The sequence below is a fragment of the Nonomuraea sp. NPDC050451 genome, assembly GCF_044458585.1.
In genome coordinates, this window is the sequence record NZ_JBITHZ010000007.1 from 361,828 (window position 1) to 385,956 (window position 24,129).

Consider the following 24,129-nt stretch of genomic DNA (forward strand, 5'->3'; position numbering starts at 1 on the left):
ATTATGGAGCTATATCAAGGGACACGGTGGGATCGGCGAACCGTTCGTTCGGCACCGTGGCGTACCAGCCGGGCCGCCCGGGGTCCCGGTCGTACGGATAGCCGCCCGTCTCCCGGTAGAACTCGGCATAACGGGCGACCCGCTCGGGATCCAGCCGCACCCCCAGCCCGGGGCCGGACGGCACGGCGATGGCGCCCTCCGAGTACGCCAGCTTCCCGCCCTCGATCACGTCGTCCCTGAGCTGGTGGTAGTGCGCGTCGGCGGCGTAGGTGAGGTTCGGCAGCACGGCGCCGAGGTGCAGCATGGTCGCCAGCTGGATGCCCAGCTCGCCCGAGGAGTGCACGGCCACCCCGAGCTGGAACGTCTCGCACACCCCCGCCGCCTTCACGCACGGCCTGATCCCGCCCCAGAACGTCGTGTCCAGCAGCACCACGTCGGCGGCCCTGCGCATGACGTTGGAGGCGAGCTGCTCGAAGTTGACGACGACGGTGTTCGTCGCCAGCGGCACCCTGACCTGCTCGCGGATGGTCCTGAGCCCCTCGAGCCCCCAGACCGGGTCCTCCAGGTAGTCGTTGTTCAGCCCCTCGATGGCCCGGCCGAAGCGCAGCCCCTCGGCCACCGACAGCACGGCGTTCGGGTCGTACCTGAGCCGGTCGTCGGGGAACGCCTCGGCCAGCGCCCGGTAGCACTCCAGCTCGTGGTCCGGCGGGAACACGCCGCCCTTGAGCTTGTGGACGGTGAACCCGTGGGCGTCCTTGAGGTGCTTGGTGTGCTCGACGAGCTGATCGGGCGTGCGGATCTCGCCGTAGCCCTCGGCCGCGTACCGGAAGAACAGGTAGGAGGCGAACGGCACGGCGTCGCGGATCCGCCCGCCGAGCAGGTCGTGCGCGGGCACGCCCAGGTGCTGCCCGATCAGGTCGATGCAGGCGAACTCGATGGCCGCGAGGAGCTGCGTCCTGTTGTTGTAGAGCGAGGCCGTCGGGTTGGCGATCTTGAAGCGCAGCGCCTCCAGCTGGAAGGGGTCATGGTCCTTCAGGTACGGCATCAGCGCCCGGAACGCCGCTTCCGCGCTCTCGCCCCCGCCTCCCATCTCGCCCAGGCCCACCAGCCCGTTGTCGGCCTCGACCTCGACGATCGTGCGCACGAACCGGCCCCAGTGGGCGCCGTTGCTGTGCCGCAGCGGCGCCTCCAGCGGGACCGCGACCGTCGTGGCCCTGATGTCAACGATCTTCACGAACACGTCCCCCAAACAACGGCCACCCCGCAGGCGGGCAGCCGTACCTTGACCGTCTCGTCCACCACGTCGAGCCCGCGGGCCGAGCGCAGGCCCGGCAGGCCGACCGTCACCTCGACCGGCTCGGCGGCCAGCGACTGCAGCCGCACCACGCGCTCGTCACCCGCCTGCCCGAGGGACGTGACGAGCACGTCGGGATGGTCGACGGACACGTACGTCTCGGTGACGTCGGGGCTGTCGGTGATGAGCGCGCCGACGAACGGCTCGGTCAGCCCAGAGGCCGCCGCCGCACCGAGCCTCCTCCCGTGAGCCCCGGCCGCCGAGGTCACGGCGTAGCGGAACGTGGTCTCACCCTGCTGCTGGGCCGGGAAGTTGGTGTCCCAGATGTTGTTGAGTGCCCACGAGTAGACCGTGCCGTCCTCCTGGTCGAGGGTCGGCGGGAACGGCGCGTACGGCATGTGGATGGTGCCGAGCTGCACCAGCGGCGCCTCCAGCGTGGCCCAGGCGACGGTCAGCTCGGGGTCCTCGAACGCGATCCAGTGCCTGATCGGCAGCATGTACTCGGCCGAGCCGGGCACGCGCGGCACGTCGGGACCCCCGACGCCGCCGGTCAGCTCCCACGCGGTGGCCGCCCCGGCGGCGAACGGGAAGGCCAGGAAGACGGCCTCCTTGGCGGGGGTGCCCTGCTTGGCGAGCTGGTAGGTCAGGTCGATCCTGGGCACGCCGCCGTGCAGCTCGATCGTCGTGCGGATCCAGTCGACGCCCTTGCCGTGCAGCTCGACGACCAGCTTCTCGCCGACGGCCGTGCGCTGGGCCTTGGTGATCGTGGCGCCCTTGCCGATGGCCCGGTCGCCGAGGAGCGTGCGGTCGTGTGCTCCGACGTGTCCCGACAAATGGTTGAAATGCGGGGCGGTGGCGTACTGGTCGTAGACGTACTGGCCAAAGCCGGCCGCCGCGTCGCCGTTGACCAGCTCGCGGCCCGCCCGCTTGTCGAAGATCGAGCCGATGTAGCCCTCGCGGACGTCGTAGGCCACGCGGTAGAACTCGTTCTCGATCACCCCGCTCAAGTCCAGCTCGACCGGTTCAGGGGCCTGGTTCACGCCGGGCACGACGTCGAGGCGGGCGTAGCCGAAGCCGGGTACGTCGGGGACGACCGCGTGGACGTGCCGCCCGATGGGCCGGGTCGGCCAGTCGTCCGGGTGCACGAACTCCTCGTGGTGCGGGAGCGTCTCCCCGGTCCGCGAGTCCACCAGCGCGATCGGCACGTCCACCCCCACCACGTCCCTCGGCAGGAATGTGCGGACCACGTCGGTCCGCGTCCACGTGCCGGGGTTGAAGACGGCGAACGAGGCCAGCGCGCCGCCCTCGGTGCCCGCCTCCGACAGCGCGGCGCCGAACCTGCGGACCGCGGCGTGCAGCAGGTCGGCCGCGTCGTCCTGGGCGTCGTAGGCACCGGACGACTTGCGCGTCCACTGCAGGCCGCCCGAGTCGCCCGCCTCCTCGGCGTCCTCCCACGGGTTGGCCGCGCCCCAGGTGTGCTCGTTGAACAGGGCGACCTTGTCGTAGGCCGCGTCCACCTGCTCGGTCGCGTCCACCCCGGCCAGCGTGTGCAGCGTCTCGGCGACCCGCAGGGCCGACTGCGCCCGGCGCACGTAGCCGAGCGGGCGCGCGCCCGAGCCGAGGCCGTCGGCCCACCAGTCGGTCCAGTCGCCCTGGTGCACGGCCAACTGGTCGTGGTAGCGCTCCTCGACGTGCTCGAAGAAGTCGCTGTTCACGGCCGAGCGCAGGCGCGGGTAAGCCCACTCCTCGTTCCACCGGCGCGCGATCGACGCGGGCACGATCGACGGGCCCGCGTTGTCGGCGTGCGCGCCCTGCACCCGCAGGTGCAGCACATCCAGCTCGTACGGCTCCTTCGGCGCGTCCGGCCCCTGCCAGCCGAACGTCCCCGGCCCGTACGGATAGCCCCGCGTGGCCAGCGCGGACAGGTAACGCGGCAGCAGGTCGTCGGCCAGCTCGTAGGAGTCGGTCAGCCCGACCGTGTTGCCCTCCATGTACGCCATGCCGTGCGGCGTGTCCGTGAACCAGACGATGATCTCGTTGCCGCTCGGCGCCCGCCAGCGGAACGGCCTGGTCAGCTTGTCGCCGCCGTGCAGGTAGGGCACGGAGCGACCGGCCCAGTTGTGCGCCGCGGCCAGGTAACGCACGCCGTGCGCGTGCAGCGCGTCCACCAGGCCGACGACCGCGCCCGGCACGTCGGTGTGCATGGCGGACCTGGTGGCGAAGCCGTACTTCTCCTCGAGCTGGGTGGTGAAGCGGAGCTGGCGGTGCAGCTCCTCGGTCGAGCACGCCTCCGTGTGGAGCTGGAACGGCAGCGCGGTCACCTCGATCACGCCCTCGCGGGCCTTCTGCGCGAAGGACTCCACCATCTCGGCGGGCCGCGCGGCCAGCCACTTCAGCGCCGGCATCGACGACTCGACCGTCCAGCGGAACTTCGCGTCGTCCGGCCAGGACGCGGTCTCCTCGGCCAGCCGCAGCGCCGCGTCCAGGTAGTCGAGGTGGTGACGGAGCACCGTGCCCTGCGGGTCGGTGTAGCCGATGTCCAGGTGCGAGTGGTGGACGACGAAGACGCTCCACTTACGCTGCGGGGTCACCGTGACCTGCGCGGTGCCGACCACCCCCGCGTCGTCGCGGCACTCCAGCGTGAGCACGCGCGGCGCGTCCACCTCGGGCACCAGCAGCGTCACGTCGCTGCCCGACGCGCTGTCCACGCCCACCAGCACGTGGGTCAGCGGCTCGGTGCTCGACACCCTGACCGCCTGCCGGCCGTCGTGGGTGAACAGCGGCAGCACCGCGACCCGAACCTCCAGCCCGCGCACGCTGATCACCGGTGTCGAGGTGTCGTCGCGCAGCGCCTGCCTGATCCCGTCATAGTCGGGACTGCCCAGGCTCCGCTGGAGCAACCGGCTCGTCATCAAACACTCCCTAGAGACAGGCCCCTGGCGAAGAGGCGCTGGGTGGCGAGGAACAGCACGACGGTCGGCAGCGAGACCACGAGCCCCGCGGCCAGGCCGACGGGCACGGGTGTCCCGGCGTACACGTCGGTCATGAGGCCGGCGATGGCGGTCATCACCGGCCGCACGTCCTCGGTCTGGGTCAGGGTCAGACCGAAGATGAGGTCGTTCCAGACGAAGGTGAACTCCAGGATGAACACCGCCGTCAGCGCGCTGAGCGAGATGGGCAGGTAGATGCCCCAGAAGATGCGCCAGGTGGAGGCGCCGTCCATCCTGGCCGCCTCGAAGATCGAGAACGCTACGCCAGTGTAGAAGTTGCGCAGCACGAAGGCGGCCAGCGGCACGCTGATCGCCGTGTAGATGAGGATCATGCCGAGGCGGCTGTCGTACAGGCCGGCGTCGCTGTAGCCGACGAACAGCGGCACGAGCAGCATCTGCGAGGGGAAGACCGTGCCGCCGAAGATCAGGATGAACCAGAAGAACCCGTGCCGGAGCCTCAGCACCACGATCGTGTACCCGGCCAGCGCCCCGATGATCACCGCCAGCAGGGGCGAGACGACGGCATAGAGCGCGGTGCTGGCCAGGCTCTGCGTCAGGTTGGCGCTGTCGAGCGCCCGCGCGAAGTTCTCGAACAGCGCGAAGTCGGACGAGGGCTCCCACGCCCGGCCCGGGTCGTACGAACTGGCCGGGCGCGAGGCGTTCACGAGCAGCAGGTACGTCGGCCCGAGCCAGACCAGCCCGAGCACGACCAGGGCGGCACGCCGGATCACTGGGCCACCTGCCGCTTGAGGTAGAGGTAGGACGCCAGCCCGGTGACGACCGTCAGCATCACCGCCACGGCCGAGCCGTAGCCGTAGTCGCTGGCCACGAACGTCTCCTTGTACATGGTCACCGCCAGCGTCTCCGAGTTGCGCCCCGGGCCGCCCTGCGTCAGCACCCACACGATGTCGAACGTCTTCAGGCTGGCCACCAGCGCGAGCCCGACCACGACCGCGGTCAGCGGCCTCATGAGCGGCCAGATGACGTACCTGAACAGCCGCCACCCACCGGCCCCGTCGAGCCGGGCGGCCTCGATCGGCTCCTTCGGGATCGACTGCAGCCCCACCACGAACAGCAGCATGTTGACGCCGAGCTGCTGCCACGTCCAGACCAGCAGCATCGCCAGCGTGTTGACCGGCGCCTCCTGCAGGAACGCGGTGTCCACGCCGAGCAGCTTGTTGGCGATGCCGTCGTGCGACAGGATCGGGCTCCACACCATGGCCAGGCCGGCGCCGCTCAGCGCGTACGGCAGCAGGAACGGCACCCGGAACCACATACCGCCCTTGATGTCGTACGACAGCACCGCGACCAGCAGGCCGAGCCCGACGGGCAGCACCATCGTGCCGATGACCCAGAACAGCGTGTTGCGGACCGAGGTGAGCAGGGCCGGGTCGTCGAGCAGCTTGCCGAAGTTGTGCACGCCGATCCACTGGGCCGGCTCCAGGCCGTCGTAGCGGGTGAAGCTGAGGTAGGCCGTCCACAGGAACGGCGCGTAGAGCAGACCCGCGACCAGCAGGACCGCCGGCGCCACATAGCCATACCCGAACCGCCCGAGTATGGGTGCCCGCGTGTTCATGGCCTCCACTCCGGCTCGGTCGCTCCGGCGCTCACTGATGGGTGCTCCAGTACTCGTCGGCGGCCTTCTGGATGGTGTCCAGGACCTCCTTGTAGCTGCCGGGCTCCGTCACGAACTTGCCGAACCCGTCCAGCGCGGCCGTCAGGACCGGTGGCGGCGTGGCCTCGAAGTACCGGTTGACCAGGCGGTACTGGCCGCTGCCCGCGTCCTTCGTGACGGTGCTGAGCACCTTGTCGGAGATGCTCACCTTGGGGTTGGCGCTCACGTCTCCCCTGCTGGTCGCCCACTTCTCCTGCGCCTCCGGCGTGGTCCACCACTTGAGGTACTTCTGGTTGGCGGCGGGGTCGGCACCCTTGGTCAGAGAGCAGAGCGGGCCGCTCTCGAAGATCATCGAGGTCTTTGGCAGCGAGGGGTTGACGTTGGGGATGACGAAGAAGTCGTAGTCCTCGCCGGGCTTCATGTTGCGCTGGGTCATGCTGGTGTTGAACCAGGTGCCGAAGGAGACCATCGCCGCCTTGCCGTTCTTCAGCACGTCACCCGGGTCCGTCTTGTCGCCAGGGTTGATGAAATATCCGGCGTCGATGAGCGACTTCCACTTCTCCATCACCTGGACCACGCCCGGGTCGGTGTACTTGGCCTTGCCGGTGGCCAGGCGGTCGTACAGGTCGGGGTCGGAGCCGGCCATGAGCTGCTCGAACCAGACGAAGGAGAACAGCACGCTGGTGTGGTAGAAGGCCTTGACGCCGTTCTTCTTCAGCGTGTCGGCCACCTTGACCAGGTCGTCCCACGTCTTCGGCGCCGTGAGACCGTACTTGTCGAAGATCTTTTTGTTGTAGAACATGCCCCAGTACGCGACGTTCATCGGCACGCAGTACTGCTTGCCGTCGATCGTGTAGTACGGCGCGAGGTCCTTCGACAGGTCGCCGGCCTGGATCGCCTGCTGCCAGATGTCCGTGGTGTCGGCCACCTGCTTCTGCTTGACGATCTCTTCCAGCATCCCCCCGGTCTGCCAGGTGAACAGGTCAGGCTTGACGTTCGTGCGGAACGACGCCTTGATGAACGCCTGGTATTGGGCCGAGTCCGTGTATCCCGTCGGCTTCATGCCCAGGCCGATGCTCTGCTTGGACAGGGCGCCCATCTCATCGAAATACTTCGTCCAAGCGCCCTTGTCGTTGTACAGGGTCAGCTCGCTCTTCTTCTGCGTCTCGGCGCCGTTTCCGCCGCAGGCGGTCAGGACGAGCGCCGCCACGCCGAGCGTGACCACACGTGACCGGAACATGGACCGGCCTCCTTGTTTCTTCAGGGGTGTTACATCAGGGGTGATTGCAACCTGTGCTCTATAACCGTCTTCACGTCCACCAGGTGGGCCCGCATGCGCTCCTCGGCCTGCGCCGCGTCGCGTGCTTCGATGGCCTCCAGGATCGCCAGGTGCTCGTCGTAGTCGCGGCGCCGGTCGTCGAAGATCTGCAGGATCTCCTGCTGCTCGGGTCCGTGGACGGTGAGCAGCGAATCGACGACCTCGTGCAACACGCTGTTGCCGGCCAGCCGGGCCGTCGCCCGGTGGAAGGACATGTTCGCGTCGTGCAGGAGGGCGTCGTGGCCGCGCAGGTGCCTGCCCGCCTCTTCGAGCACCCGCTTGAGCGGGGCCAGCTCCTCGGGGCCGGCGTTCTGCGCGGCCATCGCGGCCAGCGGCGGCTCGATCACGATCCGCGCGCCGAGCAGCTCCAGGAGCTGGGCGGCGTGCATCTCGCGCATGTTCGGGTTGGGCAGGACCATCCGCTCGATGTCGGCTCCGACGTAGATGCCGGAGCCGTGCCGCATCTCGATGGCCCCGGTGGCCTCGAGCCTGCGGAGCGCTTCGCGCAGTGTCGGGGTGGTGACGGCGAAGCGCTGGGAGAGCTCCCTGGTCGAGGGCAGCCTGTCGCCGGGCCGGTGCCCTCCCGTACGGATGAGCTCCAGCATGCGCTCGGTCAGAGCGTCGGACAGTGTCGGCCGCGTTACCTCGGACATATCAAGTGATCTAATCACTTATTCGTGTGGGCGTCTATGATTTCGTCATGAGACGTGCGCTGGCGTGGATCATGGCCGTCTTGGCGGTCCTCGCGCTGGTGGGGCTGGGCGGCGCGGGCTGCTCGTTGCTCCGGCCTTCGACCGCTGGATCTGGGGCCACGAAAACCCGCGCTCGGCGCTCAGCCTGCCGTACGAGACGATGTCGATCCGCGGCGAGTTAGGCGACTTCCCCGCCTGGCGGACCCCCGGCACCTCGAAGACCTGGGTGATCGCCGTGCACGGCCGCAACGCGAACGCCTCCGAGACGCTGCGCTTCCTGCCCGTCTTCCACTCGCTGGGGATGCCGGTGCTGGCGATCAGCTACCGCAACGACGAGAACGCACCGGCCGGCGAGGACGGCAAGTTCCACCTCGGCGCCACCGAGTGGCGCGAGGTCGCCGCGGCCATCTCCTACGCCCGCGGCCAGGGGGCGACCGGCGTGGTGCTGTACGGGTTCTCGATGGGCGGGGGCATCGCTCCGATGGCGGCCAGGATGTTACCTGGCGAACCGATCAAGGGCCTGATCCTGGACAGCCCGGTCATGGACTGGAACGCGCCCATCGACCTGGGCGCGCGGCAGCGGGGGGTGCCGATCTGGCTGGCCTCGGTGGGCAAGTTCGTGGTGGAGCGGCGTACGGGGATCTCGCTCGACGACCTCGACCACGTGCGGCACGCGAAGGAGTTCAGGCAGCCGATCCTGCTCTTCGTGGACGACGACGCCAGCGTGCCCGTCGAGCCGTCGCTGCGGTTCGCGAAGCTGCGGCCCGATCTGGTGACGCTCGTACGCACGAAGGGCGGCGGCCACGTGGGCTCCTGGAACGTCGACCAGGCCCGCTACGAGCGGGCTCTCCGGGATTTCCTCACCGCTCCAGCAGCTTCATCATGATGTCGATCTGCCCCTTGCGCGAGGTCCGCACCTGCCCCGCCCACTCCTGAACGGCCGGGTTCGCCCCGCCCGCCACCTCGGCGGCGGCCATCTGCACGGCGTCGTCCTGGTGCGCGATGAGCAGGTTGAGCAGGTCGCGCTCGAAGGTCTTGGACTTCCGCAGCGCCTGGATCCGCTTGACGTCGGTCTCGGGCATGCCTCCGTGGTGGTCGTGCGCGCCGTTCGGGGGCGCGAGCGGCTGGTCCCAGGAGTGCAGCCAGCGCAGCATCCGCTCGACCTCGCTCTGCTGCGTGCTGGCGATGGCCGAGGCCAGCGTCCTGAGCTCGGGCGTGGTGGCGTGCTCCGTCCCCACCTTGGCGATCTCGATGCCCTGCCGGTGGTGCGGCACCATCATCTGCACGAACATCACGTCCTCGGCGTTGACCGGAGGCTCCGGGGTCCAGGCCGAACCGCAGGCGGTGATGAGCAGCAGGGCCGCTAAGGCGGGCAGCGCGCGCATTATCGATAGGAAACCTTCCTAAGAGTTTCCTGTCAGGCTACGTGACTTCGTAGCGAAGGTAAACGATGCCCGAGGGGAACGCCCGGGTTTCCAGCAGCCGGGTCCTGATGGAGGAGTCGAGCCGGGGGAAGAACGGCTTGCCCGCGCCGAGCACGAGCGGGTGGATGCAGATGCGGAACTCGTCCACCAGCCCGAGCCGCAGCACGCTCCCCGCCAGCGTGGCCCCGCCCAGGTCGAGGTTGCCGCCGTCCTGCTGCTTGAGCCTGGTCACCTCCTCCTTGAGGTCGCCGGTGACGAGCGTGCTGTTCCAGCCGACCTTGTCGAGGGTCTTGGAGAAGACGTACTTGGGCATGGCCCGCCAGGTCCTGGCGAAGTCGACCTCGAGCGCAGAGGCGTCGGGGCGCTGGTCGGCGGTGGGCCAGTAGGCGGACATGTTCTCGTAGAGGCGCCGGCCGTACAGGGAGCCGCCCATTTCGCGGGACATGTCGTTGAAGAACGCGTGGACCTCGTCGTCGGGCGCGGTCCAGCCGATGTCGCCGTTGGGGGACTCCACGTAGCCGTCGAGGGAGATCAGCATCGAATAGATGATTTTCCGCATGCCTTTAGGACTACTCCGGCCCGCGGAACTCATCGCCCTTTCGCGAGGAACTCGAGCGCCTCCCCGCTGTGGAACTTCGAGATCCCCAGCATGAACTCCCGGTCCGGGAAATCCCCGTCGAGCAGCCGGAGCGGCCCCGCGGTGAGCGACAGATGCTGAGCCAGCGCGTACAGCCGCATCCGGCCTTCGTCCAGCCCGTCGACGCGCAGCCGCTCGTAATGCTCGTGGAACCGGATCCGCAAAAAGACGTGCTCCCATTCGGCGTCGAAGAACATCGTGCCTTCGAGGTCGATCAGCACCGGCACGTCGTGATCGTCCACCAGCACGTGATCGGGCCCGAGCTCCCCATGGATGAGCCCGTAATCCGCCCGCGGCCGCACGCCCGCGGCCATCTCCCGCAGCGCGCTCTCGAAGTCCTCCCGGACCGCGCCGATCCTCTCGACCCGTACGGCTGCCTCGTCCAGGTCCCGCAGCGCCTGCTCCAGCACGACCTCGACCGCGGACGGCCGCCGTGTCCCCTCGATCTTCCCCACCCACGGCGCCCGCTCCCGCCCCATGGCCACGAGGCTCGCCGCCAGCCGATCCATCACCCGGCCCGCCCTCGTGGGGTCGTCGCGCAACAACGCCTCCAGCGTCCCTCCGCGCACGTCCTCGACCACCACGACGTCCCCCGGCCGGTCCACAAGGTAGACCTCGGGCACCCGCACCCCGAGGCCGCTCAACCGGCCATGTGCGGCCTCGAAGAACCGCAGCCCGGACGCGTGGCCGAACGGGGTCTCCGGGTCGGCGTTCGACGCGACGGGCCAGAAGTCCTCCTCCTCGGACCACACATAGACGATCGCGCCGGGCCCGTCATCGTCGAACGAGAGCCGATAAACGCCCTTCTTGCTCCCGCCCCTGAGCCGCTCGACCCCTGCCGGCCGACGCCCTTTCCCGAAGGCCGCACGCGCGATCTCGGCGAACCGCTGCCCATCCATCAGTTGCTCCCCCAGGAAAAGCGGTCTCTTCGGACCCCTTCTACCTGCATACGATGGCGCACCGCGCCTTGATACCCATGAGATCCATTCGGCAGGGTACTGGACACCGTTCTGCGGGGAAGGTGCTTCTCTCCTGCACCCATTCGGTGTTCACATCGTTGAGGCCGCTCGACTACTCAGGACGTCGCAACGTCAGCGACTGAAACCGAGCACGACCAGACCCTACGGCGTGGAAGTCCACGATCTCGAAAGACCTGCGAGCGTGTTCCTGAAGCTGCGCGTCGCCACGGAACGAGAAGAATCGGGGAGGGTCGTGATCATCGCCCTCGTACGGCCCCTCCCCCTCCAGATCGCCTCCGCCGTACACACCAAGAAAGAACAGGCCACCGGGCCGCATGAGCGTGCAGATCGCATCCATGACCACGGGAAGGTCACTGTCCGGCACGTGCAGCAGGCAGTTCATCGCATACACGGCATCGAATGACCCCGGTGCGAAATCCAGGCTCAGGAAGTCCATGACGTGGGCTTCGATGCCCTTCTCCCGGCAGAGCGCCACCATGGCAGGGGACAGATCGACGGCCACGACTGCCAAGCCGTTTTCCTGAAAGTACGCGCTGTCCTGGCCCGTTCCGGCACCGACCTCCAGCAGTCGCCCGCACCTGTCACCCTGCAGACGGCTCAGGAACGCCTCCCGCTCCGCCAGCTTCCACGGGGTCTTGCCGCTGACATCACGTCGCTTGGCGCCACCGTCATATGCGGTCCGGAGGGGGCCGATCACGTCGTCGTAGCGCACGCTCATCGCGCCAATCGTAGTCACCCGCTAAGAACACAGAAGCCCTCCCGGATCATCCGAGAGGGCTTCCAATCTGGAGCCGCCTTGGGGATTCGAACCCCAGACCCCTTCATTACGAGTGAAGTGCTCTGGCCGACTGAGCTAAGGCGGCGTGCTCTGCGACTTGGAAGAGTCTACAGGAGCCGGAGGGGTACTCGCTCCCTCGATCACGCCTCGGCCGGATCCCCGTACGTCGAGTCGTACGCCTTGCGCGGCGCGCACACGCTGGCCTTGGAGCAGGCGCAGCGCCGCCCCCCGTCGTTGAGGCGCACCACCACGGAGTCGGACGGAACGTTGTGGCCCACCACGACGCCCGGCCCCTGCGGGGTCTCCACGTTGGCCCCCGACCGGGGAGCCGAGGCGCGGAACTCCTGGTAGAGCGGGTGCTCGTACTTCAGGCAGCACATGAGCCGCCCGCACGCCCCCGCGATCCGCAGCGGATTGACCGGAAGGTCCTGGTCCTTGGCCATGCGTACGGAGACCGGCTCGAAGTCCTTCAGGAACGTGGCGCAGCACAGGTCACGGCCGCAGGGCCCGATGCCGCCCTGCAGTCGCGCCTCGTCCCTCGGCCCGATCTGCCGCAGCTCGACCCTGGCCCGCAGGTTGCGGGCCAGGTCGCGGACCAGGGCGCGGAAGTCGACCCGGTGCGGCGCCGAGAAGTAGACCGTGTAGACGTTGTCCTCGTCGAGGTAGTCGATCCCGACCACCTTCATCGGCAGCGTGTGCCGCTTGATCAGCCGTTTCGACACGCTGCGGGCCTCGGCCCTGCGGCGCTTGTTGGTCTCGTCGCGGGCCAGGTGCTCCTCGCCCGCCAGGCCCGCGCACAGGGGCAGCCCTTCGACGTCCTCGCTCGTGTACTGCGGCGCCCAGACGCACTCCGCCACCTCTGGACCCGAATCGGTCGGCACGAGCACCTTGTCGCCCACTTTCGGGCTGTGCTCGCCGGGATCGAGGTAGTAGAGCCTCCCGTAACGGGTGAAGCTCACGGCCATGATCATTCCCATGGGCTCGAGCTCGCCTCCTGACGGCCTAGGGGTCGTACGACCTTCCCTGCCACATTACGTGTGCAGCGCGCGGAGAGTGAGGGGGGAGCCGGATCACTTGTCCACCGGGCACACCTTGCTCTCGGGCAAGGTCACCCCGTAGCGGTCCTCAAGCCGGCTGATGTCGAGCAGGCATCGTTGGTAGACAGCCTGGCTCACCCCTGGTTCCCGCCTCAGCTTGCTGACGATCTTGCTCCAGTCCGCGTCAGGCAGCAGCTTGATTCTGAACGATTGGGGCATGTCGCTGACTTTTGTGGCGTCGAGCAGCGCCTTGTTGTCTTTGTACAGGCGGCGGAAGTTCTCGTAGGCCTCCTCCTGGCTTTCGAAGATCGCCTCCTTGACGCCGGGCATCGATGCGATCAGCCTCTGAATGGCCTTGATCTGCGCGGGCGTGACGCCCTTCCCCTCCTTCGTGACGGTGAAGCTGCCTTTGCCGTCGGACTTACGCTCGGCGCCGCAGGACGGCATGCCCGACGAGGGGGCGCAAAGGAAGACACTGACATCCCATTTGTCCGCCGGAGTGGCGACGTAGGGCGTCACTTCCTGAACGGTCAAGATCCCGGGCACCCCACGCAGCGCCTCCTGCGCACGGCGCGGATCGGCTCCCTTCCTGAGGGTCAACGTGAATGAATCGGGGAGGTCCTCGACGTCAACAGCGGCCAGGACCGCCTTGTTGCCCGCGAAATCGCGCCGGAAGTTCTGGTACGCCGTGCTCTGATCCGCGTAGAACACCTCTCTGACCCCCGGCACCTTCCGCACGGCCGCCTCGATCTTCCGCTTCTCCTCGTTGCCGGCACCGCCCTTGCACGACGTCCGCTCCCGGTCCGACGACTTCGCGCACAGGAAGACGACCACCTCCCGCTCGCCGGACCTCGGATCGGCCGCCACCGCGCGGTCCTCGCCACCCGGACCGCTCAGGAGCCCGACAGTGGTCGCCGCCCCCGCGAGCACCACGGTCGCCGCCACCGCCACCAGCCGGAAATCCACCCTGAACCGCCGCCGCTCCGGTGCCCTCAACGGCTTGAGCGTGCCGGCGTCCACCGTCGCCCCCGCCTCGGCGAGGGCCTCGCGCAGCCTGTCTTCCATCGCGCTGTTCATGAATCCTCCCCGAGTGCCCGGGCGAGGGCGGCCAGCCCCCGTGCGATCGTGGACCTGGCCGTGCTGGCGCCGATGCCCATGGTGTCGGCGATCTCCTGGTCGGACAGGTCGAGGTAGTAGCGGAGCGTGAGCGCCTCCCGCTGCCTGCGCGGCAGCTCACGCAGGGCGAGCAGCACCCCGCGCCGCTCCTCGCCCAGCAGCGCGGCGCTCTCCGCCGACCAGACGGGCGGCTCGTACGGCACCACCCGCCGGAACACGGTCGCCCGCCGGCGCAGCACCGACCGGCACCCGTTGAGCACCGCTGAGCGGACATAAGCCAGCGCCTTGTTCGCGTCGCGCAACCGGCCGCGCCCGGCGTGGGTGCGGGCGAACGCCTCCTGTACGACGTCCTCCGCGGTCGCCCGATCGCCGACCATGATCAGGGCAAGCCGTACGAGGCCCACGTGGTGCTCGGCGAAGATCGACGCCACGTCGACCCGTTGCCGCGCCAGAGCCTCTTGTTGGGTGAGTAGTTCGACTTCCACGTATCAGAGACGCCCGTCAGCCCCATCTGCTGCTCGCGTCACCCTACGGGTTTACCGACGCGGCGCGCAGACCTTGCTGTCGGGCAGGTCACGACGCCCGTACTCCGCGAGGAGCTTGAGCTGGGCGGCCGTGCATCTCAGGTTGTACACCTGGCTCACCCCTGGCAGCCGGGCCAGCCTGCGGCTCACCGCGTTCCAGTCGACCTCGGGCCGCATTCTCAGCCGGTACGACTCAGGAATGTCCGACAGGTTGACAGCGCTCACGAGCGACTCGTTGTCGGCGTAGCTCTCGACGAAGTTCCGGTACGCCGTCGCCTGGTCCTCGAAGATGTACGTCTCGACCCCGGGCGTGCCCTCGATCGCCTTGACTACGGCCTTCTTCTCCTTGAGAGTCGCAATCCTCCCGTTCGCCTTGCCACGGCCGGACAGGCAGGCCGGCATGGCCGACTCCTTCACGCACATGAAGACAGAGATGTCCCATTCCGACGCCATAGCCTGCGGATCGCCATAGATCTCGGCCTGGTCGACGATCTTGCCCACTCCGGGCCGCCGATTCACCGCGAGCCACAACCGATCCCGGTCGGCCCCCTTCTTCACCCGCAGGCGGAACGACTCCGGCAGATCCTTCGCCCGTACGGCCTTGAGCAGCGCCTTGTTGCCGGCGAAGTCGTGGCGGAAGCTCTCGTACGCGCTCGCCCGATCGACGAACCGGACCCCGCTCAGCTCCGGCCTGGACTCCAGGAACGTCCTGAGCGCCTGCTTCTGCTTCGCCGTGGCGGCGCGCTTGTGGCAGCCGTAGGTGGTCGGAGTGCACAGGAAGACGGCGATCTCCCACTCGTCGCTCACACTGACCTCCGGGGCGGGCACCGGGTTCGCCGCGGCCGGCGTACTCACGAGGACCGACAGTCCGGCCAGCAGCGCGGCGATCAACGGTCGTAAACCCCGGGGCGCCTCTTCAGCCACTGCCGCTCCTCATCCTGCACGCGATCGACCCGGGCAGCCTAGTGCCCCTTGATCACGGGTCAGGAACGCAGCGACAGCATCATCGCCTCGACGGCCATCTGCGGGTTGACGTTCGCGGCCAGCCGCTCCCGGCACTGCATGATCGCGTCGATCCGGCGCAGCGTCTCCTCGGGCGTGGCCACCTTGGCCAGCTGGTCGAGGTCGAAGCGGAGGTCGTCGTTGGCCAGCTCGACCCTGGCCCCGAACTGCATGGCCAGCACGTCCCGGTAGAACGCCACCAGCTCCAGCAACGCCGCGTCCAGCGAGTCGCGCTTGATCCGGGTGGCCCGGGACTTCTGCCGGTCCTCCAGCTCCTTCAGAGCCCCGGCCCCGCCGCGTACCAGCCCTCGGTTGAGCCCCTTGCCCGTGGACCCCTCGCCGTAGAGCTTGCGCAGCTCGGTGGTCTCGTTCTCGTTGAGCGCGGCCGTGGCCACGGCGGCCTCCTCCTCCGCCGTCTTGACCAGCCGTTCGGCGGCGGAGACGCACTCCCCCACCCCGGTCAGCGAGCGTGGGATGCCCAGGACGGCCTCACGACGCCGCCTGACGCCCTCGTCGAGCGCCAGCGCCCGCGCCCTGCCGATGTGCCCCTGCGCGGCCCTGGCGGCGAACCTGGCCACGTCCGGCGGCACGCTGTCGCGCGTGGCCAGCACATGGGCGACGGCCTCCGTGGCGGGGGTGGTCAGGTTGACCACCCGGCAGCGCGACCTGATGGTGATCATGAGGTCGTCGGGGGCGGGCGCGCACAGCAGCCAGACCGTACGCGGTGGCGGCTCCTCGATGGCCTTGAGCAGGGCGTTGGCGGCGGACTCCGTGGCCCGGTCGGCGTCCTCGAACAGGATGACCCGCCACCGCCCCTGCGTCGGCGCCCCGGCCGCCCGCAGGATGAGCTCACGGGTCTGCTTGACGCTGTAGGACAGGCCCTGGGGGCGTACGGACTCCAGGTCGGGGTGGGAGCCGACGAACACCTGATGGCACTGGTCGCAGTGGCCGCACCCGCCGTCGGGGCAGAGCAGCGCGGCGGCGAAGGCGCGGGCGGCGTCCTCCCGGCCCGAACCCGGCGGCCCGGTGAACAGCCACGCGTGCGTCATGCCCGCGCCGCGCCCACCCCTGACGACCTCCCCGGCCGCCGCCGCGGCCCGCGACAGCACAGCCACCGCCTGGTCCTGCCCGACGAGGTCATCGAAAACTGCCACGACGTAAGGCTAACCGCCGACGGCACTCCCCACGCCCGTACGCGCCCCCCGACGACACCGGAAGAAATCGCCACCCACTTCCGGAAGCCGCCGCTGATCCCGGGGTACACGGCCCATCTCCGAAGGCGCCACTCACCCTCGGGACGTCCGCCGTCCCCACGAAACGCACTTCCGGACGACGCCGCTCACCCCGCGAGACACTGCTCATGGCCGGGTAACGCCACCCACCCACGGAACGTCCGCCGCCCCCAGGAAACGCCGCTCATCGCCGAAAACGCCATCCCCCGGGGGACGTCTGCCGTCTCCCGAGGAGACACCGTTCCCGCCCCCCTTACCCGAAGAAGGGGCTAGTCGCGGATGGTGGGCATCGTCCAGTCGCCGCGGATGGCGGGCATCGTCCCCGTGGCGTCCTCCGACTCCTGCGGCACCGGGTCCGGCAGAATGTCGCGGATCCGGTCCTGGATCTGGCGGGTGATCACCTCGGGCGCCAGCGTGCCGTCCACCACCAGGTAACGCTCGGGCGCCGCCGCGGCCAGCGCCCGGAACTCCTTGCGCACCCGCTCGTGGAAGTCCAGCGGCTCCGACTCGATCCGGTCGGCGGCCCCGCCCAGCCGGGTCAGCCCCACCTGCGGCGGCGTGTCGATGAGCACCGTCAGGTGCGGGACCAGCCCGCCGGTGGCCCAAGCGTTGATCTTGGACACGTCCTTGGGGTCGAGCGCCCGGCCGGCCCCCTGGTAGGCCAGGGACGAGTCCACGTAGCGGTCGGTGATCACGAGCGAGCCCCGGTAGAGCGCGGGACGGATCACCTTCTCCACGTGCTCGGCCCGGTCGGCGGCGTAGAGCAGGGCCTCGGAGCGCGCCGACAGCCCGCGCTCGGCCGCGTCGAGCAGGATCGCCCGCAGCCGCATGCCGACCTTGGTCGAGCCCGGCTCGCGCGTCTGCACCACGTCGTAGCCCTGGTCGCGCAGCCAGATGGCGATCAGCCGCGACTGGGTGGTCTTGCCCGACCCCTCGCCGCCCTCGAACGCCACGAACAGCCCGGGCACCGCCTCGGCCGCCTCGGCCGGGAAGCGCTCGCCGCGCACCGCCGCGATCAGGTCGCCGGCCAGGGAGACGCCCTTCCTGTCGTCCATGTGGCGCAGCGCGAGGACGCCCACGACCATGGCGAGCACCCCGCCGATGACCAGCACCAGGTTGGAGCCGTCGAACCGGTAGGCGAACTCGCCGAACCGCAGCCAGTGGACGTCGAAGATCGCCGCCAGCGGGTTGGCCACGGCGACCACGAGCAGCAGGGTCACCCGCGCCGTGGACTGCAGGAACGAGAACGTACGGCCCCGCAGCCCGTCCTCGACCTCGAGCCCGATCATCGTGTAGCCGATGATCCACGCGATGCCCGCGCACGCCCCCAGCAGCACGGTCAGCATGGCCACGATCACCAGGTTGTGCACCAGCGCGGTGGCCACCAGCACGAGCCCGGCGAAGGTGATGGCCAGGCCGAACAGCCGCCGCCGCGACAGCTCGCGCAGCAGCCTGAGGCCGAAGAACATGCCCAGCGCCATGCCGACGAAGACCGCGCCGAACACGACGCCGTAGGCCGCGTCGCCGCCGCCGAGCGCCTCGACGTAGATCTTCGCGACGCCGACCACGGCGCCGCCCGCGGCGAACGCCCCCAGCATGCCGATGATCAGCCCGCGCACCAGCCGGTTGCCGCCCACGAAGCGCCAGCCCTCGACGATCTGCTTGAGGACGGAGGGCGTGGAGATGGCGCCGTCGCGCCGGGGGATGTCGCGCAGCGTGAAGATCAGGACGGCCGAGACGAGGTAGGCGCAGGCGTTGACGACCAGCGCGAGCGACGTGGCGTCCTGGCCGGACATGAACGGCACCACGCTCGTGAGCACGCCGCCCACCACCGACAGCGCCGCGAACAGCATGGCCGCGACCGGCGCGGTGCCGTAGGTGACCAGCAGGTTGAGCCGGTTGGCCGACTCGAGCTGCTCCTTGCGCACCAGGTTGGGGACTGTGGCGTCCTTGGCCGGGACCCAGAACAGGTTGACGCACTCGACCAGGACGGTCGCGACGATCACCCACTGGTAGCTGCGGACGAACGGGATCGACAGCACCACGGCGAACCTGGTTAGGTCGGCCACGACCATCGTCAGCCGCCGGTCGAACCGGTCGGCGAACACACCCGCGAGCGGCCCGAGCAGCACGGCGGGCAGCATCTTGGCGATGAACACCCCGCCGACCGCCAGCGACTGCAGACGGTAGTCGCTCTGTGTGAGATTACCGGCCAGGGCGGTCAGCGCCAGGATGTTGAGCCAGTCGCCCAGGCTGCACACCGACATGGCCATCCAAAGCCGTCGAAACGGCGCATTGGCCAGCACGTGGGCCGGGCGGCTTCGGCCAGGGGCAGTCATGATTTCAGCGTATCCAGGAAGTGGGCGGACAACAGACCAGCCGGATATTCCCGGCAGACTCGGGGCTGAGGGTATTACGTTCGCGGGCCAGCGTGCAGGTTACAGACCTCGAATAGGCCCCCAAAAGCATCATCAATTCATAACTCCGGCCTCAAGACGGGCCTCTTCCACCAATGGCCCCCACTCCGCACGGATCTCCGCGGGCAGCTCCAGCTCGCCCCACAGCTCGACGAGCAGCACCCCGTCGACGTGATCGAGCAGCTCCTGAGGCTCGCCCTCGCACAGCAGCACGGTGTAGGCGGCCCGGCGGGCCTCCCGGTCGGCCAGGTCGTAGACCCGCTCCCGCAGCCGCACGACGCCCAGCGCCGCCCCGATCGGCAGCCGCCGCAACCGGCTCGGCACGTGGAACGTCCGCCCGTCGCCCGCGCGGGCCGCGAACTCGACCTTGGCCTCCAGCGCCAGCCGGAAGCCGGCAGCGTCGAGAATGCGCCCCGCGGTCTCCAGCGTCGGTGACTTCCTGCCGTGCTCGTAGGCCGACAGCGTGGTCCTCGACGTGCCGCTCACGCTGGCCAGGACGCGTTGATTCATGCTCGCGGCATGCCTGGCCTGCTTGAACAGCTGCCCGCCGCGCTGGGCCCAGAAGGCGGCGTGCGCCACCTCCATAGGCGAGGAGACCATGCCCCACCTCCGATCAGTATCCGGTCGGATACTCTACGCCATCATGACCGCAGGTGACCAGTGGATCGCGGAAAGTCAGCTGCGCAACTCCAGCAGCGTGATCTCGGGCGGCGCCCCGACGCGCACCGGCGGGCCCCAGAACCCGGCGCCCCTGGTGACGTAGACCTGCACCCCGTCGACCGTGGCCAGGCCGGAGACCACGGGCTGCTGCAGGCCCACCACCAGGTTGAACGGCGCGATCTGCCCGCCGTGCGTGTGGCCGGAGAGCTGCAGGTCGACGCCGTGGCGAGCGGCCTGGTCGACCTGGACCGGCTGGTGCGCCAGCAGCACCGTGGACCGGGTGGTGTCCCGGCCGCCCAGCGCCTTGTCGAAGTCGGGCCCGTCGCCCGCGGAGGCGCCGTTGAGGTCGTTGACCCCGGCGAGGTCGAGCACGGCGCCCTGGTGCCTGATCTCCACGCGCTCGTTTCGCAGCGAGCGTACGCCGAGCTGACCGAGCTCCTCGATCCACTCCAGAGGGCCGCTGGGAGCGAAGTATTCGTGGTTGCCGGTCACGAAATATGCCCCGTAGCGGGACTCCAGGCTCTTCAGCGGCTGCGCCAGCGGCCCCAGCTGGGCCACCGACCCGTCCACCAGGTCGCCCACGATCGCCACCACGTCGGCCTCGAGGCCGTTGATCATGCGGACGATCCGCTCGGTGTGCGCCCTGCCCGTGAGCGGCCCCAGGTGGATGTCGCTCACCACGGCGAACCGCAGGCCGCTGAGCCGCGAATCCAGCTTCGGCAGGGCCACCTTCACGCGTTCGATCACGGGGTCGCCCAGGGCGCTCGTCATGCCGTACCCGACCGTGCCCAGCGCTCCGACGCCCGCGATGGCGGCTGTGGTCCGCCCCAGGAACAGCCTCCTGCTGATCGGGGCCGCCACGGGGGCGGGCTCGGGGGGCGCCGGGGCGCCCGCCATGGCGGGCACGGGCACCGGCGCCGCTTCGAGCGTCACGGCCTTCCGCGAGGCCCTGCCCAGGACGAGCGCGGCCACCGCCCGCGGCACCTCCAGCACCACGAGGAAGACGATCAGGTAGAACATCAGCGCCAGCCAGACGTAGCCCGGCCAGGCCAGCCAGTGCCCGAAGTCCATCCGCGTGGCCGCGAACGTGGCCACGACGAGCACCGTCAGCCCCACCACGACCCATGTCAGCGCCTTGCGCAGCCGCCCGGGGCCGGTGGTGGAACGGACCATCCGCTGCCACAGATAAAGGTGTGCCAGCAGGATCAGGCCCGCGAAGAACAAGACGATCACAGCATTGATGCTACTTGCGGGGCCGCGTCCGGTGGCCCCGCAAGTCTCGCGGCTCGCCCTACGACTTGGTCGCCGGCTTCTTCGCGGGAGCCTTCTTCGCCGGCGCCTTCCTCGTGGTGGTCTTCTTGGCCGCCGGCGCCCGCTCGCGCCGCTCGGCCAGCAGCTCGGCCGCCCGCTCGGTCGTGATGTCCTCGACCGTGTCGCCCTTGCGCAGCGACGCGTTCGTCTCGCCGTCGGTCACATAGGGCCCGAACCGCCCCTCCTTCACCACAATGGGCTTCTTGGAGTTGGGGTCGGCGCCCAGCTCGCGCAGCGGCGCCGCCGCCGCTGCCCGCCGGCCGCGCTGCTTCGGCTGCGCGAACAGCTCCTTGGCCTGCTCGATCGTGACCGTCAGCAGGTCTTCTTCCGAGGCCAGCGAGCGCGAGTCGGTGCCCTTCTTCAGGTACGGGCCGAACTTGCCGTTGTAGGCCACGACCTCCTCGCCCTCCAGCTCGCCCACGAGCCTGGGGATCGCCAGCAGCTTGAGCGCGTCCTCGAACGTGATCGTGTCCAGCGACATCGTCTTGAACAGCGAGGCCGTGCGCGGCTTGGGCGCGTCGGCCTTCTTCGTCCGCCTCTTGGGCGCCTCGTCCTCGGGCGGCTCGGGCAGGACCTCCGTCACGTACGGGCCGTACCGGCCGTCCTTGGCCACGATCATGTTGCCGGTCACCGGGTCGCGCCCGAGCTCCCGGTCGCCCGTCGGCCTGGAGAACAGCTCCTCGGCCTTCTCCGCCGTCAGCTCGTCGGGCGTCATGTCCTCGGGCACGTTGACCCGCGCGCCGTCCCTGTCGAGGTACGGCCCGTAGCGCCCGACCCGCAGCACGATGTCCGTGCCCTTGACCGGGAACGAGCTGATCTCCTTGGCGTCGATGTCACCGAGGTCGGTGACCATCTCCTTCAGACCCTCGTCGCCGTCGGAGCCGTAGTAGAAGCGCTGCAGCTCGGGCACGCGCTCCGCCCGGTCGTTGGCGATGTCGTCGAGGACCTTCTCCATCTCGGCCGTGAAGTCGTAGTCGACCAGGTTGCCGAAATGCTGCTCCAGCAGGTTGACCACGGCGAACGCCAGGAACGACGGCACCAGCGCCGTGCCCTTCTTGAACACGTAGCCGCGGTCGAGGATGGTCCCGATGATCGAGGCGTACGTCGAAGGCCGCCCGATCTCGCGGTCCTCCAGCTCCTTGACCAGCGACGCCTCGGTGTAACGCGCGGGCGGCTTGGTCGAGTGGCCGGCCACGTCGAGCCTGGTGACGCTGAGCGCGTCGCCCTCCGCCAGGTTGGGCAGCCGCTTCTCGGAGTCGTCGCGGTCGGTCGAGGGGTCGTCGGCCCCCTCCACGTACGCCTTGAGGAACCCGTAGAACGTGATCGTCCGCCCGGAGGCGCTGAACTCGACGTCCTCGCCCGACGACGACCTGCCGCCCACCTTGACCGTGATCGACTCGCCGACCGCGTCCTTCATCTGCGAGGACACCGTGCGCTGCCAGATCAGCTCGTAAAGCCGGAACATGTCGCCCGACAGCCCGGTCTCGCCCGGCGTGCGGAACTCCTCGCCCGACGGCCGGATCGCCTCGTGCGCCTCCTGCGCGCTCTTCACCTTGCTGCTGTAGACGCGCGGCTTGTCGGGCACGTACGCGGCCCCGTACAGCTTGATCGCCTGGGACCTCGCGGCCGCCACGGCGGTCTCCGACAGCGTGATGCTGTCGGTACGCATGTAGGTGATGAAGCCGTTCTCGTAGAGCCGCTGCGCCACCTGCATCGTGTACTTCGCGGAGAACCCCAGCTTCCGGCTGGCCTCCTGCTGCAATGTGGTCGTCCGGAACGGCGCGTACGGCTTGCGCGTGTACGGCTTGCGCTCGACGGACTTGACCGCGAACGACGCGCCCCTCAGCCGCCCGGCCAGCTCGCCCGCGGCCTCCTCGGACAGGTGGAGCACGTCGACGTTCTTGAGCCGCCCGGTGCTGGCGAAGTCGCGGCCCTGCGCCACCCGCTTGCCGTTGACCCCCGTGAGGGTCGCGGTGAAGTCACGCGGCCGCTCCTCGGACTTGTTCGTGTCGAAGAGCGCCTGCAGGTCCCAGTAGTGGGCCGGCGTGAACGCCATGCGCTCGCGCTCGCGCTCCACCACCAGCCTCGTCGCCACCGACTGCACGCGACCGGCCGACAGGCGCGGCTTGACCTTCTTCCACAGGACCGGGCTGACCTCGTAGCCGTAGAGGCGGTCGAGGATGCGCCGGGTCTCCTGGGCGTCGACCAGCCGCAGGTTGAGGTCGCGCGGGTTGGCCACGGCGTCCTGGATGGCCTGCGGGGTGATCTCGTGGAACACCATGCGGTGGACCGGGACCTTGGGCTTGAGCACCTCGCGCAGGTGCCAGGCGATGGCCTCGCCCTCGCGGTCCTCGTCAGTGGCCAGATAGAGCTCGTCGGCGTCCTTCAGCAACTGCCGCAGCTTGTTGACCTGCGACCGCTTGTCGGGGTTGACGACGTACAGCGGCTCGAACTCGTGCTCGACATTGACCCCGAGGCGCGCCCATGGGGCACCCTTGTACTTCTCGGGGATGTCGTCGGCCTTCTCCGGAAGGTCACGGATGTGGCCGATGCTCGATTCGACGATGTAGCCGCGCCCGAGGTACCCGGCGATCGTCTTCGCCTTCGCGGGCGACTCGACGATCACCAGGCGTGTTCCGCCGGCGCTGCCGTTCTTGGCTGGCACGCTGCTTCCTACCTCGCTGTTCGCTTTGCAAATCCCCCTGCCGGGAGTCGGCACAGACTGAAAGGTAACCCGACTCGCGGAAATTTCCTTCCCCCGGGCTACCCACTAGCTTCCGGGTCCACCCACAAGCACGCAGAATAAGGCCCATCGAGCGGCATGGCGCCCTGACTCACCCTGGAGACTAATCGTTGTGCTCGACTACTCCTACATGGATATCTTCATTCCACGCGATCTCACTCGCGAAGCAGCACGTCAGCTGCTGACCGAACACGCAGAGTACGGGCAGTGGGAGCTGGCCCGCGTACGCGTGTACCCCGACGGCAGCCGCCACGTACGGCTACGTCGCAAGGTCATGCGGGTACGCAGCACGCTGTGAACCCCGGACATGGCTTTGCCCGCCCCGGGCCGCGCCCCCGGAACGGGCAAAGCGTCTAACG

At 69.1% G+C, this 24,129-nt stretch carries 21 protein-coding genes and 1 tRNA gene; 2 read left to right on the forward strand and 20 right to left on the reverse strand.

Translation table 11 applies throughout. The features are described 5' to 3' along the window. Position 1 precedes the first annotated feature (1 nt). From ACIBI9_RS24715 to ACIBI9_RS24740, 6 genes are read right to left on the reverse strand one after another with little or no spacing between them, the layout of a single operon-like run. A complete protein-coding gene (locus ACIBI9_RS24715; protein ID WP_397224637.1) occupies positions 2-1,234 on the reverse strand; it encodes an enolase C-terminal domain-like protein in 1,233 nt (410 codons plus the stop codon). Then, complete coding sequence (locus tag ACIBI9_RS24720) at positions 1,231-4,206, reverse strand: glycoside hydrolase family 38 C-terminal domain-containing protein (RefSeq protein WP_397224640.1); 2,976 nt, start codon at positions 4,204-4,206, stop codon at positions 1,231-1,233. Before ACIBI9_RS24720 ends, ACIBI9_RS24715 begins: the two co-directional genes overlap by 4 nt. Continuing rightward, on the reverse strand, positions 4,206-5,015 hold the full coding sequence (locus ACIBI9_RS24725) for a carbohydrate ABC transporter permease (RefSeq protein WP_397224642.1): 810 nt from the start codon (positions 5,013-5,015) through the stop codon (positions 4,206-4,208). The genes ACIBI9_RS24720 and ACIBI9_RS24725 overlap by 1 nt, the downstream gene beginning before the upstream one ends. Then, positions 5,012-5,860, reverse strand: a complete 849-nt coding sequence (locus ACIBI9_RS24730; RefSeq protein WP_397224644.1) for a carbohydrate ABC transporter permease — start codon at positions 5,858-5,860, stop codon at positions 5,012-5,014. Before ACIBI9_RS24730 ends, ACIBI9_RS24725 begins: the two co-directional genes overlap by 4 nt. Positions 5,861-5,891: 31 nt before the next feature. Continuing rightward, a complete protein-coding gene (locus tag ACIBI9_RS24735; RefSeq protein WP_397224646.1) occupies positions 5,892-7,139 on the reverse strand; it encodes an ABC transporter substrate-binding protein in 1,248 nt (415 codons plus the stop codon). A gap of 29 nt (positions 7,140-7,168) precedes the next feature. After that, positions 7,169-7,870, reverse strand: a complete 702-nt coding sequence (locus ACIBI9_RS24740; protein ID WP_397224648.1) for a FadR/GntR family transcriptional regulator — start codon at positions 7,868-7,870, stop codon at positions 7,169-7,171. 64 nt (positions 7,871-7,934) lie between these two features. Here ACIBI9_RS24740 and ACIBI9_RS24745 point away from each other — a divergent pair, with 64 nt between their 5' ends. Further along, entirely contained in the window at positions 7,935-8,795 is an 861-nt protein-coding gene (locus ACIBI9_RS24745; protein ID WP_397224650.1) for an alpha/beta hydrolase, read from the forward strand. Here ACIBI9_RS24745 and ACIBI9_RS24750 read toward each other — a convergent pair. The 14 genes from ACIBI9_RS24750 to topA all read right to left on the reverse strand — a co-directional run bounded on the left by ACIBI9_RS24750 (position 8,770) and on the right by topA (position 23,692). Further along, on the reverse strand, positions 8,770-9,294 hold the full coding sequence (locus ACIBI9_RS24750; RefSeq protein WP_397224652.1) for a DUF305 domain-containing protein: 525 nt from the start codon (positions 9,292-9,294) through the stop codon (positions 8,770-8,772). The genes ACIBI9_RS24745 and ACIBI9_RS24750 overlap by 26 nt on opposite strands. 37 nt (positions 9,295-9,331) lie before the next feature. Continuing rightward, complete coding sequence (locus tag ACIBI9_RS24755; protein ID WP_397224654.1) at positions 9,332-9,892, reverse strand: dihydrofolate reductase family protein; 561 nt, start codon at positions 9,890-9,892, stop codon at positions 9,332-9,334. 29 nt (positions 9,893-9,921) lie between these two features. Continuing rightward, on the reverse strand, positions 9,922-10,869 hold the full coding sequence (locus ACIBI9_RS24760; protein ID WP_397224656.1) for a phosphotransferase family protein: 948 nt from the start codon (positions 10,867-10,869) through the stop codon (positions 9,922-9,924). A gap of 172 nt (positions 10,870-11,041) precedes the next feature. Continuing rightward, positions 11,042-11,668, reverse strand: coding sequence for a class I SAM-dependent methyltransferase (locus tag ACIBI9_RS24765; RefSeq protein ID WP_397224658.1), 627 nt, complete (start codon positions 11,666-11,668; stop codon positions 11,042-11,044). Between the two features lie 68 nt (positions 11,669-11,736). Continuing rightward, positions 11,737-11,813 (reverse strand) — tRNA-Thr (locus ACIBI9_RS24770). Positions 11,814-11,868: 55 nt separating this feature from the next. Further along, positions 11,869-12,699 carry a stage 0 sporulation family protein gene (locus ACIBI9_RS24775; protein WP_397224736.1) on the reverse strand — a complete coding sequence of 277 codons (831 nt, stop codon included), beginning with the start codon at positions 12,697-12,699 and terminating at the stop codon, positions 11,869-11,871. Positions 12,700-12,798: 99 nt separating this feature from the next. Then, a complete protein-coding gene (locus tag ACIBI9_RS24780) occupies positions 12,799-13,842 on the reverse strand; it encodes a permease-like cell division protein FtsX (RefSeq protein WP_397224660.1) in 1,044 nt (347 codons plus the stop codon). Next, positions 13,839-14,366 carry a sigma-70 family RNA polymerase sigma factor gene (locus tag ACIBI9_RS24785; protein ID WP_397224662.1) on the reverse strand — a complete coding sequence of 176 codons (528 nt, stop codon included), beginning with the start codon at positions 14,364-14,366 and terminating at the stop codon, positions 13,839-13,841. The genes ACIBI9_RS24780 and ACIBI9_RS24785 overlap by 4 nt, the downstream gene beginning before the upstream one ends. A 51-nt stretch (positions 14,367-14,417) precedes the next feature. Further along, positions 14,418-15,329: a permease-like cell division protein FtsX gene (locus ACIBI9_RS24790; protein ID WP_397224663.1), complete on the reverse strand. Its 912-nt coding sequence runs from the start codon at positions 15,327-15,329 to the stop codon at positions 14,418-14,420. A gap of 59 nt (positions 15,330-15,388) precedes the next feature. Then, a complete protein-coding gene (locus ACIBI9_RS24795) occupies positions 15,389-16,561 on the reverse strand; it encodes a DNA polymerase III subunit delta' (RefSeq protein WP_397224665.1) in 1,173 nt (390 codons plus the stop codon). A gap of 347 nt (positions 16,562-16,908) precedes the next feature. After that, positions 16,909-18,978, reverse strand: coding sequence for a dTMP kinase (gene tmk / locus ACIBI9_RS24800; RefSeq protein WP_397224667.1), 2,070 nt, complete (start codon positions 18,976-18,978; stop codon positions 16,909-16,911). A gap of 132 nt (positions 18,979-19,110) precedes the next feature. Beyond that, positions 19,111-19,656: a helix-turn-helix domain-containing protein gene (locus ACIBI9_RS24805; RefSeq protein WP_397224669.1), complete on the reverse strand. Its 546-nt coding sequence runs from the start codon at positions 19,654-19,656 to the stop codon at positions 19,111-19,113. Between the two features lie 75 nt (positions 19,657-19,731). Further along, complete coding sequence (locus ACIBI9_RS24810; protein ID WP_397224671.1) at positions 19,732-20,949, reverse strand: metallophosphoesterase; 1,218 nt, start codon at positions 20,947-20,949, stop codon at positions 19,732-19,734. A 58-nt stretch (positions 20,950-21,007) separates the two neighbouring features. Further along, on the reverse strand, positions 21,008-23,692 hold the full coding sequence (gene topA / locus ACIBI9_RS24815; protein ID WP_397224673.1) for a type I DNA topoisomerase: 2,685 nt from the start codon (positions 23,690-23,692) through the stop codon (positions 21,008-21,010). 208 nt (positions 23,693-23,900) lie between these two features. Between topA and ACIBI9_RS24820 the strand changes: the two genes are divergently transcribed. Beyond that, positions 23,901-24,068: a DUF5703 family protein gene (locus tag ACIBI9_RS24820; protein WP_225963818.1), complete on the forward strand. Its 168-nt coding sequence runs from the start codon at positions 23,901-23,903 to the stop codon at positions 24,066-24,068. The last annotated feature ends 61 nt before the right edge of the window (positions 24,069-24,129 follow it).

Coding starts and splice junctions, on each gene's coding strand:
- ACIBI9_RS24720 (WP_397224640.1), bottom strand. CDS start 4,206: ATGACGAGCCGGTTGCTCCAGCGGAGCCTGGGCAGTCCCGACTATGAC.
- ACIBI9_RS24730 (WP_397224644.1), bottom strand. CDS start 5,860: ATGAACACGCGGGCACCCATACTCGGGCGGTTCGGGTATGGCTATGTG.
- ACIBI9_RS24735 (WP_397224646.1), bottom strand. CDS start 7,139: ATGTTCCGGTCACGTGTGGTCACGCTCGGCGTGGCGGCGCTCGTCCTG.
- ACIBI9_RS24740 (WP_397224648.1), bottom strand. CDS start 7,870: ATGTCCGAGGTAACGCGGCCGACACTGTCCGACGCTCTGACCGAGCGC.
- ACIBI9_RS24750 (WP_397224652.1), bottom strand. CDS start 9,294: ATGCGCGCGCTGCCCGCCTTAGCGGCCCTGCTGCTCATCACCGCCTGC.
- ACIBI9_RS24755 (WP_397224654.1), bottom strand. CDS start 9,892: ATGCGGAAAATCATCTATTCGATGCTGATCTCCCTCGACGGCTACGTG.
- ACIBI9_RS24760 (WP_397224656.1), bottom strand. CDS start 10,869: ATGGATGGGCAGCGGTTCGCCGAGATCGCGCGTGCGGCCTTCGGGAAA.
- ACIBI9_RS24765 (WP_397224658.1), bottom strand. CDS start 11,668: ATGAGCGTGCGCTACGACGACGTGATCGGCCCCCTCCGGACCGCATAT.
- ACIBI9_RS24775 (WP_397224736.1), bottom strand. CDS start 12,699: ATGATCATGGCCGTGAGCTTCACCCGTTACGGGAGGCTCTACTACCTC.
- ACIBI9_RS24780 (WP_397224660.1), bottom strand. CDS start 13,842: ATGAACAGCGCGATGGAAGACAGGCTGCGCGAGGCCCTCGCCGAGGCG.
- tmk (WP_397224667.1), bottom strand. CDS start 18,978: ATGACTGCCCCTGGCCGAAGCCGCCCGGCCCACGTGCTGGCCAATGCG.
- ACIBI9_RS24805 (WP_397224669.1), bottom strand. CDS start 19,656: ATGGTCTCCTCGCCTATGGAGGTGGCGCACGCCGCCTTCTGGGCCCAG.
- ACIBI9_RS24820 (WP_225963818.1), top strand. CDS start 23,901: ATGGATATCTTCATTCCACGCGATCTCACTCGCGAAGCAGCACGTCAG.